Consider the following 16883-nt stretch of genomic DNA (forward strand, 5'->3'; position numbering starts at 1 on the left):
TCCCTGGGCGGGCCTTGCCCGAGTCGGCTTCCTCATCCTGAACGAGGAGGCCGGCCATGCGCTTTAAGTCGTTGCGTACCCATGTCGCCCTGCTGGTGGGGCTGTGCATCCTGGCCGTGGTGGCGGTGCTGGTCGGCTATGCCACCCTGGCCGCTTCCCGCTCCCAGGCGCTGGTGGCGGAGCGCACCGGCGAGCTGCTCGAAGCCAACGCCGAGCAGCGGCTCAGGGCCCTGGCCGATGCCCGCACCCAGGAGATCCGTCGCCAGCTCGAGCAGGCGCTGGCGGTGGCCCAGGGCCTGGCTGACACCAACGCCCTGATGGAGAAAAGCGACGACCGGGGCCGCCCCCGGCTGACCCTGGGCCGCCGCGAACTCTCCAGCCTGGTGCGCGACAAGGTGGTCGAGACCCCCGCGCTGCTGGACGCCTTCATCGGCTGGGAGCCCGACGCCTTCGGGCCCGATGCCCTCCATGCCGGCAAGACCGACGGCGGCTACGACGGCAGTGGCCGCTTCATGCCCTGGTGGTACCGCACCGGCGAGGGCGACCTCGAGGTCCTGCCGCTGGGCGACAGCATGGAGAACGAGGCACGAAATGCCCAAGGCATCCGCAAGGGCGAATACTACCTCTGCCCGCGGGAGACCCGCCGCACCTGCATCATCGATCCCCACTACTATGACTACGGCGGCGAGCGGCTGCTGGTCACCTCCTTCAACGTTCCCATCCTGGTCGACGGCGAGTTCCGCGGCATCGCCGGGGTGGACCTGGACGTGGACTTCCTCCAGGGCATGCTCGACGAGGCCAACCAGGGCCTGTACGGCGGCGTCGGCGAGATGGACCTGATCGCCTCGAGGGGCGTGGTGGCGGCATCCACCGCCCGCCTGTCCGCGCTGGGCGAGTTGGCCACCGAGACCCTCGACGAATCGACGCAGGCGCCGCTGGCGGCGGCCCGGGATGGCGAGACGGTGTACCGTTTCAATGAAACGGCCGACCGCTTCGAGCTCTACCGGCCTTTCACCCTGGGCGACACCGACACCTCCTGGGTGCTGAGTGTCCGTCTGCCCGAGGCCGCGGTGCTGGCCGGCCTCCACGACCTCGAGGCCCAGCTCGCCGACCAGCGCCGCGCCGACCTCTGGGGCATGACCCTGGTGGGGCTGCTTGTGGCCGGTTTGGGCCTGCTGGCGAGCTGGCTGGTGGGCGGCAGCATCGCTCGGCCGCTGCGCCGCCTGGCCGAGCGGATGCGCGACATCGCTTCCGGCGACGGTGACCTCACCCGCCGCCTGCCGGTGCGCGGCCGCGACGAGACGGCGCAGCTGGCCACCCAGTTCAACGCCTTCGCCGACAAGGTCAACGGCGTCCTGCTCGACGTCCGCAACAGCAGCGAGTCGGTGCGCGTGGCCGCTACCGAGATCACCCGGGGCGGCCAGGACCTGTCGCGGCGCACCGAGACCGCCGCCTCCAGCCTGCAGCAGACCTCCGCCTCCATGGAGGAGATCACCAGCACCGTGGAGCACACCGCCGAGTCCTCCCGCCAGGCCAACGGCCTGGCCGAGTCCGCCACCCAGGTGGCGCGCCGCGGTGGCGAGGCGGTCGGCCAGGTGGTGGCGACCATGCAGGGCATCACCGACTCCTCCCGACAGATCGGCGAGATCGTCACCGTGATGGACGGCATCGCCTTCCAGACCAACCTGCTGGCGCTCAACGCCTCGGTGGAGGCGGCCCGGGCCGGCGAGCAGGGTCGCGGCTTCGCGGTGGTGGCCGGCGAGGTCCGCCAGCTGGCCAGCCGCTCGGCCGAGGCGGCCAAGCAGATCAAGGGGTTGATCGACACCTCGGTGGAACGCACCGAGGCGGGCGCGGCTCAGGTGAAGGAGGCCGGCCAGACCATGGACGAGATGGTGGAGAGCGTGACCCGGGTGGCCGATGTCCTGGCAGAGATCACTGCCGCCACCGGCGAGCAGAGCGATGGCATCGGCCAGGTCAACGTGGCGGTCTCCGAGCTGGACCGCATGACCCAGCAGAACGCCGCCCTGGTGGAGGAGTCCACCACCGCCGCCGAGCAACTCCAGGACCAGGCCGACCGCCTTGCAGAACTGGTGGGCGGCTTCACCCTGAAGGCTCGCGAGACGTCGGCGCCGGCCCTGCCCTCCGGCCGTCCCCGGGTCGCTGAGCCCGCCTGAGGCGGGGCGTCAGGAGTAGTGAGGCAGGTCGATCTGGTCGCTGCGCCGGATGCCTTCGGTCATCTGTCGGCACAGCCGCAGGAACTCGCGCATGCCGGTGGCCAGGTACTTGTGGCGGTGCCAGATGAAGCTGAACTGACGGCTCAGGTCGAGCTCCGGGGTGGGGATCGCCACCAGGCTGCCACGCCCAAAGGCATCGCGCAGCGCCAGTTTCGACACGCAGCCAATGCCGAGCCCCGACTCCACCGCCCGCTTGATGCCCTCGGTATGTTCCAGTTCGAGCAGGATATTGAAGCGCCCGCGTCGGTGGCGGGCGGCCTGCTCCAGGGTCAGGCGAGTACCGGAACCCTGCTCGCGCATGATCCAGGCCTCGCGCAGCAGCCGGTCCAGCTCCACCCTGCCGGCCCCGGCCAGGGGATGGCGGGGCGAACAGAACACCGCCAGTTCGTCCTCCACCCAGGGCTGGGTGATCACGTCATCGTCCTCGCACTGCCCCTCGATCAGCCCCAGGTCGAGCTCATGGTGGCGCACGCTGTCGATGATGGCGCGGGTGTTGCGTACCGAGAGACGCACCCGGCTCCCCGGGTGACGCTGCATGAAGTCGCTGATCAGCAGGGTCGCCAGGTAGTTGCCGATGGTCAGGGTGGCGCCCACATCCAGCGAGCCCACCCCCTGCTGGCCGCGCAGGAGCTCCTCGACCTCCTCGGCGCGATCGAGCAGGGCCACCGCCTTGGGCAGTAGCTGGAAGCCCAGGGCATTGAGCTTCAGCCGCCTGCCGATGCGATCCAGCAGCTGGCAGTCGAACTGCCGCTCCAGCTCGGCCAGGGCAGTGCTCGCCGCCGACTGGGAGAGGGCCAGGGCACGGGCGGCGTGGGAGACGCTCTCGTGCTGGGCGACGGCGACGAAGACTTCCAGCTGACGCAGGGTGTAGCGCATGGCGGGGCTCCCGGTGCTTTGTATCTGTAGTATAGATATGGGTTATCCACATAATCCATTTAACAGATATCAAGCGACCTCTTAGAATTGCTTACACAGATTACGCGGCGCATTTATTCGCCAATGGAATATCAAAGGAGCCGGCATGAGCAAATTCGCCCTTGAAGAGGTACTCAGTGTTCACCACTGGAACGACACCCTGTTCAGCTTCCGTACCACCCGCGAGCGTAGCCTGCGCTTCAAGAACGGCCAGTTCGTGATGATCGGCCTCGAGGTGGACGGCAAGCCGCTGATGCGCGCCTACTCCATCGCCAGCCCCAACTACGAGGACCATCTGGAGTTCTTCAGCATCAAGGTGCCGGACGGCCCCCTGACCTCGCGGCTCCAGCACCTCAAGGTGGGTGACCATGTCATGGTCAGCCGCAAGCCCACCGGCACCCTGGTCACCGATGACCTGCTGCCGGGGCGCAATCTCTACCTGCTCTCTACCGGTACCGGCCTGGCGCCCTTCATGAGCCTGATCCAGGATCCGGAAGCATACGAGCGCTTCGAGAAGATCGTGCTGATCCACGGCGTGCGCACCGTCAGCGAGCTCGCCTATGCCGACTTCATCTCCAGGGAGCTGCCGGCACACGAGTACCTGGGCGAGGAGATCGCCGAGAAGCTGGTCTACTACCCGACGGTGACTCGCGAGGAGTTCCATACCACAGGGCGCCTCACCGACCATATCCGCAGCGGCAAGCTCGCCGAGGATACCGGCCTGCCGCCGCTCGATCCCAAGCAGGACCGGGCGATGATCTGCGGCAGCCCGGCGATGCTCGACGAGACCAGCGGCCTGCTCGACGAACTAGGCTTCAACATCTCGCCGCGCATGGGCGAGCCCGGCGACTACGTGATCGAGCGCGCCTTCGTCGAAAAGTAAGCGCCACCCGGCTTCGCCGGGAGCTTGAAGAGCGGCGCTTCGCGCCTGGAAGCTTGAAGCTATAAGAAAACCGCCTCCGTGGCCTTGCCACGGAGGCGGTTCTATTTAGGCTGCCTTCCAGCTTCCAGCTTCCAGCTTCCAGCTTCCAGCTTCCAGCTTCCAGCTTCCAGCTTCCAGCTTCCAGCTTCCAGCTTCCAGCTTCCAGCTTCCAGCTTCCAGCTTCCAGCTTCCAGCTTCCAGCTGTCAGACCGCATCCTTGCCGGTTTCGCCGGTACGGATACGGATCACCTGCTCCAGCGGGGTGACGAAGATCTTGCCGTCGCCGATCTTGCCGGTATTGGCCACCTGGGTGATGGCATCGATCACCTTCTCGGCCATCTCCTCGTCCACGGCGACCTCGAGCTTGACCTTGGGCAGGAAGTCGACCACATACTCGGCACCGCGATAGAGCTCGGTGTGCCCCTTCTGGCGACCGAAGCCCTTGACCTCGGTGACGGTGATGCCCTGGACGCCGATCTCGGAAAGGGATTCCCGCACGTCGTCGAGCTTGAAGGGTTTGATGATGGCGGTCACCAGTTTCATGGTTGCTGTCCTCGTCCTGTCCGGGTGTCGATGGCCGGGGCCATCATGCTAGTAGCGCTCATGGTGTCCAAGCATACACCGCGGAGGGGGGGAATAAAAAAGGCCCCCATAGGGGGCCTTGGCAAGTGCGTGAAGACACGTGAGGTTATTCGGCATGCGGCTGGGGTCTGGGGTGCGCCACATGACCGCTGGCGCCGCGGCCGAACCCCCCGCCGTTGACGTTGGCCACGCGGAACTCGGGGTAGGCTTCCAGGCCGCACTCGGCCAGATCGACCCCTTCGTACTCTTCCTCTTCGCTGACCCGCACGCCCATCACGGCCTTGAGGATCAGCCACACGATCAGGCTGGCCACGAACACCCAGACGAAGATGCCGAGGATGCCGATGATCTGGGCGCCGAAGCTCGTGTCTCCGTTGGAGAGCGGCACCGCCAGCACGCCCCAGATGCCCACCACGCCGTGCACCGAGATGGCGCCGACCGGATCGTCGAGCTTCAGCTTGTCGAGGCTGACGATGGAGGCCACCACGAGGGCGCCACCCACGGCACCGATCAGCATGGCGCCGAACGCCGAGGGCGCCAGCGGCTCGGCGGTGATGGCCACCAGGCCGGCCAGGGCGCCGTTCAGGGCCATGGTCAGGTCGGCCTTGCGGAACCACAGCTTGGCCAGTATCAGGGCGGCGATGACGCCACCGGCGGCTGCGGCATTGGTGTTGACGAACACCTGGGCCACGTTGTTGGCGGAGAGGGCGTCGGACATCTTCAGCTCGGAGCCGCCATTGAAGCCGAACCAGCCCATCCACAGGATGAAGGTGCCCAGGGTGGCCAGGGGCAGGTTGGCGCCGGGAATGGCGTAGATGGTGCCATCCTTGCCGTACTTGCCCTTGCGCGGGCCGAGGATCAGCACGCCGGCCAGGGCCGCGGTGGCACCCGCCAGGTGCACGATGCCGGAACCGGCATAGTCGGAGTAGCCGACCGCGTCGAGCCAGCCACCGCCCCAGGTCCAGTAGCCGGAGATCGGGTAGATGACCGCGGTCATCACCACGGCGAAGGCGAGGAAGGCCCACAGCTTCATCCGTTCGGCCACGGCACCGGAGACGATGGACATGGCGGTGGCCACGAACACCACCTGGAAGAAGAAGTCGGAGCGCATGGAATAGTAGGGGGCGTCCGCGTCACCGGAGAGCACCGCATCGACGCTGTTCTCGGCGCCGATCAGGAAGCCCAGGCTCGGCAGGAAGCCGCCCGCGCTGCTGGAGTACATCAGGTAGTAGCCCACCAGCAGGTACATGGTGCAGGCGATGGCGAACAGGGCGATGTTCTTGGTGAGGATCTCGGCGGTGTTCTTGGAGCGCACCAGGCCGGCCTCGAGCATCGAGAAGCCGGCGGCCATCCACATCACCAGCACGCCGCAGATCAGGAAGTAGAAGGTATCGACCGCATACATCAGCTCGGTCAGCTCGGTCAGCTCTGTCATGGGATTACTCCGTGCAGGGGATCATGGCGTCATCAGACGGCGTCGGCACCGCGCTCACCGGTGCGGATGCGGATGACGTCCTCGAGCGGGGTCACGAACACCTTGCCGTCGCCGATCTTGCCGCTATTGGCGGCATTGCAGATGGCCTCGAGCACTCCTTCGAGGCGTGCGGCGTCGACGGCGACCTCGACCTTGACCTTGGGCAGGAAGTCGACGACGTACTCGGCACCGCGATAGAGCTCGGTGTGGCCCTTCTGCCGGCCGAAGCCCTTGACCTCGGTGACGGTGATGCCCTGGACGCCGTTGTCGGCCAGTGCCTCGCGGACATCGTCGAGTTTGAATGGCTTGATGATGGCGGTGATGAGCTTCATCCCGTGTCTCCACTACTGGGTTGGCAGCGGCTAGTCAGCCGCCGATGCATGACTGCCCTGTCTTTGCGCAAACCGTGCCAGTAACAGGAAATCTTTTTGTTATCAGACTGATGGCTTGAGGATGGGGGGGCGAAAGGAAGCCGTATCGCCTGTCCCGGGGCAGCAAATGCACCGTTGTGGTGCTGAGTGCTGGTGCGCTTGCGCCATAACGGGGCGAGATGGGCGAATGCGCGGGAGGGGCGGCTTGCGTATCCTGTAGGCAGCCACCCCAAGACGCAGGAGAAACTCCATGGTGAGTCATGACCGCATCAGTCGCCTGGCCCAGCAGATCGGCGACCGGTTGCAGGGGGCCTCGCAGGCTCCGGAAGAGGTGCAGAAGGGGATCCAGCAGGTGGTGCGCGGCGCCTTCGACCGCCTCGAGCTGGTGTCACGGGAGGACTTCGACATCCTGATGGATGTGCTGCAGCGCACCCGGGCCCGGGTGGAGGCACTGGAGAAGCAGGTCGCCGCCCTGGAGGAGGCCCTGGAGGCCCGTCAGGCCAACGAGCCTGTCGCTGGGGCCGAACCCGGTGCCGGGGATGAGGCCCTGGCACCCGAGGAGGATGCCGGTGGTGGCGAGACCAACCGCTGAGGTCGCCCGGGCGAGGGGGGGCTGCTAGCCTGAAGTCAGACGACACGCGAGGGACCGCGCATGACGCTGGCGATCATTCACACCCGGGCCGGCCTCGGCCTCGAGGCCCCCGAGGTGCAGGTCGAGGTGCATCTGGCCAATGGACTGCCCGGCATGACCCTGGTGGGATTGCCCGAGGCCGCGGTGAAGGAGAGCCGCGAGCGGGTGCGTAGCGCCCTGGTCAACGCCGGCTTCGACTTCCCCAACACCCGCCGTATCACCCTCAACCTGGCGCCCGCCGACCTGCCCAAGGAGGGCGGGCGCTTCGACCTGCCCATTGCCCTGGGGCTGCTGGTGGCGTCGGAGCAGGTGCCGCCGGAGGCGCTGGCGCATGTCGAGAGTGCCGGTGAGCTGGCCCTCGATGGCCGCTTGCGCCCGGTGACCGGCGTGCTGCCGCTGGCACTGGCCGCCCGTGCCGCCGGCCGGAGGCTGATCGTGCCGCGGGCCAACGCCGACGAGGCGGCCCTGGCCGGTGACCTCGAGGTGCTGCCCGCCGACCACCTGCTCGAGGTGGTGGCCCACCTGCTCGGCCAGGCGCCCATCGCCCCCCACCGTCTCTCGCGGCCGGCCGCTCGCGCGGACCACGGCGCCGACCTGATCGACGTGCGCGGCCAGCATCAGGCGCGCCGTGCCCTGGAGGTGGCCGCGGCCGGCGGCCACAACCTGCTGTTGGCCGGCCCGCCCGGCACCGGCAAGACCATGCTGGCGAGCCGCCTGCCCGGTATCCTGCCGCCGCTCTCCGAGGACGAGGCGCTGGAGGTGGCGGCGATCCGCTCGGTCAGTGGCCTGCCGCTGCGCGAGCAGTGGGGGCGGCGCCCCTTTCGTGCACCGCACCACACGGCCAGTGCCGTGGCGCTGGTCGGGGGCGGCGCGAAGCCGCGTCCCGGGGAGATCTCCCTGGCCCACCACGGCGTACTCTTTCTCGACGAGTTTCCCGAATTTTCACGCCACGTGCTGGAAGTGATGCGCGAGCCCATGGAATCGGGGCAGATCCATATCGCCCGGGCCAGCCATGAGCGCCGCTACCCGGCCCGTTTCCAACTGGTGGCGGCCATGAACCCTTGCCCCTGCGGCCATCTGGGGGACCCGCGCAACCGCTGCCAGTGCACCGCCGCCCAGATCCAGCGCTACCAGGCGCGGCTCTCGGGGCCCTTGCTCGACCGTATCGACCTGCAGGTGGAAGTGCCGGCGCTGCCGCCGGAGCAGCTCACCTCACGGGCGGTGGGGGAGCCGTCGGCCGTGGTGCGCGAGCGGGTGATAGCCGCCCGGCAGCGTCAGTGGACAAGGGGGGCGCTGAATGCCCATCTGGCCGGGCGCGAGCTGGAGGCGGCCTGTGGTCTCGAGGCCGGTGATCGGGCCTGGCTGGCCGGGGTGCTGGAGCGGCTGCGCCTCTCGGCCCGGGCCTACCATCGGGTACTGCGGGTGGCCCTGACCCTGGCCGACCTGGCCGGTGCGCAGCGCCCGCGGCGAGAGCAGCTGATCGAGGCCATCGGCTACCGCCAGCTCGACCGCATGCTGAAGGGGTAGGGGGCTGCACCGCCAGCGCGCCAGGTGGTAAGGCGACCAGGCTACAGCGCCGTGGCGTCGAAGGCGCCATGGATCGTGCCTTCCCACAGCATGTCGTCGCTACCCGGGTGGCGTAGCGACAGGCTCAACCGATAGGGCAGCAATTCCCGGTCGGAGAGCTGCAGCCGCGGGCCGTCGGCCTCCAGCCGGCTGTCCAGCCGCCACTGGTTGTCACCGCCTCCCTCGGCCATGGCGTCGTTCCAGTTGAGCACCTGCGGGCCATCGGAGGCACCGAGCAGCGCCCGGGTAAGGCTCTCGAGGAAGCGCTCACGGCCGATGCTGAGGCTGTCATCCACCTCGGGAGGGGCCAGCAGCAGGACCAGGTCGCCCGGCGGACGCGGCAGGGACGGCGCCTCGATGACCCGTTTGGCGGCCCGTTCGCCGAGGCCGAACAGCGCCTGACGCAGGGTCTCGGGGCGGTCGGGCTGTGCGGCGCAACTGGCCAGTAGCAGCAGGAGGGGGAGCAGCAGGGCTGGCAGGCGCGTGTTCATCGCTTCTCGGTCTCTCGCGGGGGGATGGGCTCCAGGGCAGCGACGAAGCGGTCGAGGGCGCCGAACAGCGTCTGTCGGATCGGCTCGGCCTCGTTGACCAGATGGTGGCGTGCCTCCGGGTGGCGATGGATCTCGGCATTGGGAAACTTGCGCTCCAGTACCGCCAGGTTCCACTCCCAGTCCACGGTCAGGTCCTGTTCACCCTGCAGGATCAGGGTCGGTACCGGACTGGGCGGGAGGGCCAGCAAGCGTGGCATCCAGCGGCGCATGGCGCTGACCCACTCCATGGTCAGGCGGTCGGGCTGAAGCGGGTCCTGGTCGCGCAGGAAGGCGGCGAAGTCGGCGTCGGTGGAGTTGGCGCGGAACTTGCGCGGGATCGAGTTCACGAAGGGGCCGACAAGGAGGTGCAGCCAGCTCGACTGGTTCCAGCCCCAGGGGCGCACCAGGGGGGCCAGCAGCGCCAGCCCCGCCCAGTGGCCATCGTCGCCGCGGGCGAGGGCATCGGTGGCCAGTATCGCCGCGCCGGTGCTCTGGCCGACTCCCAGCCAGGGGCGTGGGGCCAGATTCTCCTCCTCGAGGTGCAGCTGCAGGCTCTGCAGGCAGCGGCCATAGTCATCGAAGTCATTGATGGAGGCGCGCGGGCCGCTGGAGAGGCCGTGGCCCGGCAGGTCCCAGAGCACGACCCGCCAGCCGCGATCCAGCAGGCGTTCCAGCAGATGGCGGTAGAGGCCGAGATGATCGAAGTAGCCATGCACCACGAAGGCGGTGCCGATTGGCTCCGCCGGGCTCCAGACCTGGGTCCAGAGGCGGAAGTCACGGGCATCCACGTAGCCCACGTAGAGGCCCACCTGCTCGACGAGCAGCGGTGCCAGGCCATAGTGGCCGAGGTAGCGCTCCAGGTCGTCGCTACCGGGTACCAGGCTGGTCAGGTCGACCAGACTGACGGGGCCCAGGGCCTGCAGTGGGGTAAAGTCGCTCATCGAATCCTCCGCAACGCCTGGACATGCTAGCGTCAAGGCGGTGAGCGGGCCACTGATTCCACTCGGGCGGGTCGCCCGGCAGCCCATGATGTCTTATCTTTTGGTCTAGCAGCCTGTCGGACTTGACGCTGATCTACTGCGAAACCCGGTCTTTCGGCCAATTTCATTCGATCTGATTCGTTAAATAGCTCGCTATTCGCCTCATCAGATCGATAAACTTGACTCGAAATCCGACTTTCTCGCGACGATCGGTCAAGTTCGACAGGCTGCTGGCTCGGCATGGCTTCCGAGGCTTTAGGGTTTACATATGGAATTATTTTCCACAAAATCCCGCACGCAGTCACCCAACCCGACCCAGGCCGACCGGTGCGACCCAAGACCGGCTGCCAAAGCACGAGGAGATCCACCATGACCGAACGCGTCACTCGCCACCGCCTGCAGGTGGCCACCGAGCTGGACCGTTTCATCAACGAGCAGGCGCTCCCGGGTACCGGCATCGACGCCGAGGCCTTCTGGTCCGGCGTCGACGCGCTGTTTCATGATTTGACACCGAAGAACCGTGAACTGCTCGCCGAGCGCGACCGCCTGCAGGAGAAACTGGACGCCTGGCATCGCGAGCACCCCGGCCCGGTGCGCGACCTGGCGGCCTATCGCGCCTTCCTGAAGGAGATCGGCTATCTGGTCGAGGCACCGGCCAAGGTCGGCGTCACCACCACCAACGTCGATCGCGAGATCGCCGTCCAGGCCGGCCCCCAGCTGGTCGTGCCGGTGAGCAATGCCCGCTACGCGCTGAATGCCGCCAATGCCCGCTGGGGCAGCCTGTATGACGCCCTCTATGGCACCGACGCCATCTCCGAGGAGAACGGCGCCGAGAAGGGCGAGAGCTTCAACCCCAAGCGCGGCGAGAAGGTCATCGCCTACGCCCGTGGTGTGCTCGACCGTGCCGCGCCGCTGGCCACCGGCTCCCACCGCGATGCCGTCAAGTACGCCCTGCGTGATGGCCATCTGGTGGTAACCCTCGACGGTGGCCGCGAGACCGGCCTCAAGGATCCGGGCAAGCTGGTCGGCATCAACGGTGATGCGGCCAAGCCCGACGCCATCCTGCTGGTCAACCATGGCCTGCACCTGGAGATCCAGATCGACCCCAGTCACCCGATCGGCAAGACCGACCCGGCCGGCGTCAAGGACGTGGTCGTCGAGGCCGCGCTGACCACCATCATGGACTGCGAGGACTCCGTGGCCGCGGTGGACGCTGAGGACAAGGTCGGCGTCTACGCCAACTGGCTGGGGCTGATGAAGGGCGACCTGGAAGAGCAGGTCGAGAAGGGTGGCAAGACCATCACCCGCCGCCTGCATGGCGACCGTAGCTGGACCAACAGCGATGGCGAGACCGTCACCCTGCCGGGCCGCTCGCTGATGTTCGTGCGCAACGTCGGCCATCTTATGACCACTCCGGCGGTGCTCGACGCCGAGGGTAACGAACTGCCGGAAGGCATCCTCGATGGCGTGGTCACCGGCCTGATCGCCCTGCACGACCTGAAGAAGGGCGAGGGCGAGCCGCGCAACTCGCGCACCGGCTCCATGTACATCGTCAAGCCGAAGATGCACGGCCCCAAGGAAGTCGCCTTCGCCAACGCGCTGTTCGGTCGCGTCGAGGACATCCTGGGCATGGCCCGCGACACCCTCAAGATGGGCATCATGGACGAGGAGCGGCGTACCTCGGTCAACCTCAAGGCGTGCATCGCCGAGGCCGCCTCGCGCGTGGTGTTCATCAACACCGGCTTCCTCGACCGTACCGGCGACGAGATGCACACCGCCATGGAAGCCGGCCCGATGATCCGCAAGGGCGACATGAAGAACGCCGCCTGGATCGGCGCCTACGAGCGCAACAATGTCCAGGTCGGCCTGGCTTGCGGCCTGCGCGGCCGCGCCCAGATCGGCAAGGGCATGTGGGCCATGCCGGACCTGATGGCGGCCATGCTGGAGCAGAAGATCGGGCATCCCAAGGCCGGTGCCAACACCGCCTGGGTGCCGTCGCCCACCGCCGCCACCCTGCACGCCCTGCACTACCACCAGGTGAACGTCACCGCCATCCAGCGCGAGCTCGAGGGCCAGGGGGAACCCGATCTCCTCGATGATCTGCTCAGCGTGCCGGTGGAGGAGGCGCCCGATTGGTCCGACGAGGAGATCCAGCAGGAGCTCGACAACAACTGCCAGGGCATCCTCGGTTACGTGGTGCGCTGGGTCGAGCACGGCGTGGGCTGCTCCAAGGTGCCGGATATCCACAACGTCGGCCTGATGGAGGACCGTGCCACCCTGCGCATCTCCAGCCAGCACATCGCCAACTGGCTGCACCACGGCGTGGTCGACGCCGAGCGCGTCCAGGCGACGCTGGAGCGCATGGCCAAGGTGGTCGACGCGCAGAACGCCGGTGACCCGGCCTACACGCCGATGAGTGCCGACTTCGCTGCCTCCACCGCCTTCCAGGCCGCCAGCGACCTGATCTTCAAGGGGCGTGTGCAGCCCGCCGGCTATACCGAGCCGCTGCTGCACCACTGGCGTGCCGTGCACAAGGCCAGGTAAGCCCCGCTGCGGGCTGCGGGCTGCGGCCATGAAAAACGCCCCTGCCGGGAAGACCGGTGGGGGTGTTCTTGTTGGTGGTGAGGCGGTGTTTCACTGCTCTGGCAAGGCGTCATTCCAGCCACTGAAGTGCTCGGCGTTTTCCCGGGTGACCAGGCGGGTAGGGAGGCGGATCACCTGGCTTTCCTGCCGTCCGGCCTTGGTCAAGCGCTGCAGGCTCTCGCGAATGGCCGTCCGGGCCATGCTGCGAGGGAACTGCGCAGCGGTGGCCGCCAGTAGGGGCGGGGTTTCCTGCAAGGCCGCCACGCCTTCGGGGGAACCGTCGACCGAGACGATGAACAGGTTCGTCCGCCCGGCCAGGTGCGCGGCATTGACCGCGCCCATGGCCGACGGGTCATTGATGGCAAAGACGGCGTCGAGATCCGGATAGGCATTGACGAGATAGGTCATGGCTTCCAATCCACCGCTGTAGGTGCCGCCACCGTTGTAATCGTCGCTGAGTAGCTGGATCCGGTCATGGTTGTCCAGGACCCCACGACAGCCGGCCACCCGGTCGGTCACCGATGACACCGGTGCCCCGTTGATGATCGCCACGCGCCCGGCGTACCCCAGTCGCTCGGCCATGTAGTCGCAAGCGATTTCCCCCGCCTGGACGTTATCGGTGGTCACGGTCACATCCGCCCCGCGGGCATTGATATCGACCGCCGCCACGATGATACCGGCCTGCTGTGCACGGCGGACGGCCGGGGCGATGGCCTCGCTATCCGCGGCGGCCAGGATGATGATGTCCATTCGCGCGTCCACGAAGTCGTCGATCTGGCTCACCTGACGGTCGAGGTCATAGGCACTGGAGCGCACCAGCAGCGTTACCTCCCCGGGATGGGCCGACCGGGCCGAAGTGCCGACGGCATCCGCCAGGATGGCAAAGAACGGGTTGCCGAGGTCCGCCACGCTGACACCGATTTTCAGCGGCTCGGCGTGGAGCTGGGCGGTGTACACCGACAACAGGACGAGAAGAAGCTTGCGCATGCTGGTTTCCTGACCGGGAAGCCGAGCCACAGCGGTGTTCACTGTAGCACCAGGCGGTCACGCGACGGTAGGATTTGCCTCCATGGCGCCGGTCATGATGGCGACGGCATCGGACATGGTATGCGTGTCCGGCCGGATCACCGCGATGCGACGCCCCAGGCGGTGCACGTGAATGCGGTCGGCGACCTCGAAGACATGCGGCATATTATGGCTGATCAGGACGATAGGCATGCCCTTGTCGCGCAATTGCCGGATCAGGCTCAGCACCCGCCGCGACTCCTTGACGCCCAGTGCCGCCGTTGGCTCGTCCAGAATTACCACCTGGCTGCCGAAGGCCGCCGAACGGGCTACCGACACCCCTTGGCGCTGCCCTCCGGAGAGCGTCTCCACGGCCTGGTTGATGTTCTGAATGGTCAGCAGGCCCAGATCCGACAGCTTCTCCCGTGCCTGGCGCTGCATGGCCGCCTTGTCGAGCATGCGAAAGACGGACCCCAGGATGCCTGGCTTGCGCAGTTCCCGGCCCAGGAAGAGGTTGTCGGCGATGCCCAGCGCCGGCGCCACGGCCAACGTCTGGTAGACCGTCTCGATTCCCGCTGCCCGGGCTTCCATCGGGTTGTGGAACCGCACGGGCTTGCCGTGCATGCGGATCTCCCCGGCATCGGGCACCACCGCACCGGACAGGGCCTTGATCAGCGACGACTTGCCCGCGCCATTGTCGCCGATCACCGCCAGTACCTCGCCGGGATAGAGGTCGAAGTCCGCCCGGTCGAGTGCGGTCACCCGGCCATAACGCTTGACCAGCCCGGTTGCCTGCAGAACAGGGGATGGTGCACTCATGCCGATACCCTCCGAATCCACTGGTCGGTGGTCACTGCCACGATGATGAGCATGCCGACGGTGAACTCCTGCCACAGCACGTCGACCCCGGCCAGTGCCAGTCCATTGCGGAATACCCCGACGATCAGGGCGCCGATCAGCGTACCGAAGATCGACCCTCGCCCGCCGAACAGGGACGTGCCTCCGATCACCACGGCGGTGATGCTGTCCAGGTTGGCGGTATAGCCTGCCTGTGGACTCACCGATCCGGTGCGCCCGATCAGCAGCCAGGCGCCGATCGCGCAGATGATGCCGGCAACGATGTAGACCGACAGCAAGACCCGGCGCGTGCGGATGCCGGCCAGTTCGGCGGCGTCCTTGTCATCGCCGGTGGCATAGACATGACGGCCCCAGGCGGTCCAGTTCAGCGCATACCAGACGGCGCAGAACAGTACGATCATGAGGATCGAGCCGTAGGTGAAGCGAGCTCCGAACAGCTCGAAGGCGGTGCCTCCCCATTGCAGTAACGGTGCCGTTGCCTCGATGTCCTGGGAGCGAATGGCTTCACTCTTCGAATACCACAGGTTCAACGCAAAGAAGATATTCCAGGTACCCAGGGTGGCGATGAAGGGTGGCAGCTTCAGCCGCGTCACCAAGGTACCGTTGAGCAGCCCACAAACGGCGCCCGTCAGCAGGCCGATGGCCAGTGCCAGAGACGGCGGCAGGCCGAAGTCGATGGCCATGCGCCCCATGACCACCGATGAGAGCACCATGATAGCGCCGACAGAGAGGTCGATGCCCATGGTCAGAATGATCAGCGTCTGCGCGATGCCCAGGGTGCCGATGATGGTGACCTGTTGCAGCACCAGTGAAAGGTTGAACGGAGCCAGGAAGCGTTCGCCCACCAGCAACATGAAGGCCAGCACGGATACGACCAGCACCAGCGCCGGTGCCGCCGTCGGGTTGGCATGGAAGAAGCGATGTATGCGCCGGCCCAGGGAGAGTGTCTCTTCCTCGAACCGGGCCACCTGACCGGCCGAGGTTTCCGCGATCTGTTCATGCGCGTCAGCGGTACGAGGGCCTGCTTGCTTGGGGTGTGTCATAACTCACCTGTTTGTGGGTCGGGCGCCCCTGCCCGGGGCGCCGACAGACAGTGGCTGCTTAGCCCCAACACTGTTCCAGGCCTTCGCTGGAGGAGAGCGAGGGTAGCGACTCCACCGGCGCATCGGTGATCAGCTCCACGCCGGTGTCCACGAAATCGAGCCCCTGCGACATGCGTGGCATTTCCCCGCTATTGGCATACTCGACGATCGCCTCGACCCCCATGGACGCCATCCGCAAGGGAAACTGCATGGAGGTGGCGCCGATGACGCCGTCCTCGACGTTGCGCACGCCAGGGCACCCTCCGTCGACCGAGATGATGGTGACCGCGTCTTCGCGGCCCGCCGCTTTCAGGGCCTCGTAGGCACCGGCGGCGGCCGGCTCATTGATGGTGTACACCAGGTTCACGCCGGGATCCTTCTGCAACAGGTTCTCCATGGCCCGTCGACCGCCTTCCTCGGAGCCCTGGGTCACGTCGTTGCCGACGATACGCGGGTCGTCTTCGTCGCCGATATCGTTGGGATCGCCCAGTTCGATGCCGAAGCCCTGCAGGAAGCCCTGGTTCCGGGCGACGTCGACGGTGATCTCGCTGGCGCTCAGGTCCAGCAGGGCGATCCTGGCGCTGTCGGCGTCCTCGCCCATCCGCGCCCGCGCCCACTGGCCGATCAGTTCGCCGGCCTTGAAGTTGTCGGTGGCCAGGGTGGCATCGGCGGCACTGGCCGGACTCAAGGGGGTATCCAGGGCGATGACCAGGACACCGGCCTCGCGGGCTCGCTCGATGGTGGGAACGATCGCCACCGGATCGTTGGGGGTAATCAGGATGCCCCTGGCCCCGGAGGACACCAGGTTTTCGATGGCCTGTACCTGGGAGTCGTTATCGCCGTCGAAGCGGCCGGCAAAGGTGCGCAGTTCAGCACCCAACTTCTCGGCTTGCACCTGAGCGCCTTCCCGCATTTTCACGAAGAAGGGATTGGTGTTGGTCTTGGTGATGAGACCCACCAACACATCGTCGGCTACCGCCGACGGGGTGATAAGCGTTGCCGTCAAGCCGAGTGCCAGAGCGGAGAGGGATTTCTTCATGGTGTGCTCCTGAATGTTGTTGTTGTACCAGTGACACGAGACACCCTGGCACCGCCGTGCTAATGAACGATTTCATCATCGCGGGTCGGCTTGAAACATTTGTAATATTTG

The 16883-nt window shown here is 66.8% G+C and carries 15 protein-coding genes; 5 read left to right on the plus strand and 10 right to left on the minus strand.

Features of this window, described 5'->3' with window-relative positions; genetic code table 11:
- Positions 1 to 56 precede the first annotated feature (56 nt).
- Complete coding sequence (locus MKP05_RS16040) at positions 57 to 2174, plus strand: methyl-accepting chemotaxis protein (protein WP_240569246.1); 2118 nt, start codon at positions 57 to 59, stop codon at positions 2172 to 2174.
- A 9-nt stretch (positions 2175 to 2183) separates the two neighbouring features.
- Here MKP05_RS16040 and MKP05_RS16045 read toward each other — a convergent pair whose 3' ends face one another.
- The gene (locus MKP05_RS16045) at positions 2184 to 3110 is read right to left on the minus strand and encodes a LysR family transcriptional regulator (protein ID WP_110284514.1); all 927 of its coding nucleotides are present in this window, start codon (positions 3108 to 3110) and stop codon (positions 2184 to 2186) included.
- Between the two features lie 145 nt (positions 3111 to 3255).
- On the opposite strand from MKP05_RS16045, the gene MKP05_RS16050 reads away from it, so the two are divergent.
- Positions 3256 to 4032, plus strand: a complete 777-nt coding sequence (locus MKP05_RS16050; protein WP_240569247.1) for a ferredoxin--NADP reductase — start codon at positions 3256 to 3258, stop codon at positions 4030 to 4032.
- A gap of 243 nt (positions 4033 to 4275) precedes the next feature.
- Here MKP05_RS16050 and glnK read toward each other — a convergent pair whose 3' ends face one another.
- From glnK to MKP05_RS16065, 3 genes are all read right to left on the minus strand, one after another.
- On the minus strand, positions 4276 to 4614 hold the full coding sequence (glnK, locus tag MKP05_RS16055; protein ID WP_102628999.1) for a P-II family nitrogen regulator: 339 nt from the start codon (positions 4612 to 4614) through the stop codon (positions 4276 to 4278).
- Between the two features lie 145 nt (positions 4615 to 4759).
- Entirely contained in the window at positions 4760 to 6079 is a 1320-nt protein-coding gene (locus MKP05_RS16060) for an ammonium transporter (protein WP_240569286.1), read from the minus strand.
- A 41-nt stretch (positions 6080 to 6120) separates the two neighbouring features.
- On the minus strand, positions 6121 to 6459 hold the full coding sequence (locus MKP05_RS16065) for a P-II family nitrogen regulator (RefSeq protein WP_110284516.1): 339 nt from the start codon (positions 6457 to 6459) through the stop codon (positions 6121 to 6123).
- A gap of 289 nt (positions 6460 to 6748) precedes the next feature.
- Between MKP05_RS16065 and MKP05_RS16070 the strand changes: the two genes are divergently transcribed.
- Together MKP05_RS16070 and MKP05_RS16075 are read left to right on the plus strand one after the other, a co-directional pair.
- Positions 6749 to 7090 carry an accessory factor UbiK family protein gene (locus MKP05_RS16070; RefSeq protein ID WP_240569248.1) on the plus strand — a complete coding sequence of 114 codons (342 nt, stop codon included), beginning with the start codon at positions 6749 to 6751 and terminating at the stop codon, positions 7088 to 7090.
- A 60-nt stretch (positions 7091 to 7150) separates the two neighbouring features.
- A complete protein-coding gene (locus MKP05_RS16075; protein ID WP_240569249.1) occupies positions 7151 to 8656 on the plus strand; it encodes a YifB family Mg chelatase-like AAA ATPase in 1506 nt (501 codons plus the stop codon).
- 41 nt (positions 8657 to 8697) lie between these two features.
- Here MKP05_RS16075 and MKP05_RS16080 read toward each other — a convergent pair whose 3' ends face one another.
- Both MKP05_RS16080 and MKP05_RS16085 read right to left on the minus strand, forming a co-directional pair.
- The gene (locus MKP05_RS16080; protein WP_240569250.1) at positions 8698 to 9186 is read right to left on the minus strand and encodes a hypothetical protein; all 489 of its coding nucleotides are present in this window, start codon (positions 9184 to 9186) and stop codon (positions 8698 to 8700) included.
- Positions 9183 to 10166 carry an alpha/beta hydrolase gene (locus tag MKP05_RS16085; protein WP_240569251.1) on the minus strand — a complete coding sequence of 328 codons (984 nt, stop codon included), beginning with the start codon at positions 10164 to 10166 and terminating at the stop codon, positions 9183 to 9185. Before MKP05_RS16085 ends, MKP05_RS16080 begins: the two co-directional genes overlap by 4 nt.
- A 408-nt stretch (positions 10167 to 10574) precedes the next feature.
- Between MKP05_RS16085 and MKP05_RS16090 the strand changes: the two genes are divergently transcribed.
- Entirely contained in the window at positions 10575 to 12749 is a 2175-nt protein-coding gene (locus tag MKP05_RS16090) for a malate synthase G (RefSeq protein WP_240569252.1), read from the plus strand.
- A 90-nt stretch (positions 12750 to 12839) separates the two neighbouring features.
- Here MKP05_RS16090 and MKP05_RS16095 read toward each other — a convergent pair whose 3' ends face one another.
- Genes MKP05_RS16095 through MKP05_RS16110 form a run of 4 tightly spaced genes read right to left on the minus strand, consistent with a single transcriptional unit; the run spans position 12840 to position 16772 of the window.
- Positions 12840 to 13817, minus strand: a complete 978-nt coding sequence (locus tag MKP05_RS16095; protein ID WP_240569253.1) for a substrate-binding domain-containing protein — start codon at positions 13815 to 13817, stop codon at positions 12840 to 12842.
- Between the two features lie 15 nt (positions 13818 to 13832).
- A complete protein-coding gene (locus MKP05_RS16100; protein ID WP_240569254.1) occupies positions 13833 to 14612 on the minus strand; it encodes an ATP-binding cassette domain-containing protein in 780 nt (259 codons plus the stop codon).
- Positions 14609 to 15694: an ABC transporter permease gene (locus MKP05_RS16105; protein WP_240569255.1), complete on the minus strand. Its 1086-nt coding sequence runs from the start codon at positions 15692 to 15694 to the stop codon at positions 14609 to 14611. Before MKP05_RS16105 ends, MKP05_RS16100 begins: the two co-directional genes overlap by 4 nt.
- A 58-nt stretch (positions 15695 to 15752) precedes the next feature.
- On the minus strand, positions 15753 to 16772 hold the full coding sequence (locus MKP05_RS16110) for a sugar ABC transporter substrate-binding protein (RefSeq protein WP_240569256.1): 1020 nt from the start codon (positions 16770 to 16772) through the stop codon (positions 15753 to 15755).
- Positions 16773 to 16883: the final 111 nt, after the last annotated feature.

Source organism: Halomonas flagellata (assembly GCF_022487945.1).
In the GTDB taxonomy this organism is placed as follows: Bacteria; Pseudomonadota; Gammaproteobacteria; order Pseudomonadales; family Halomonadaceae; genus Halomonas; species Halomonas flagellata.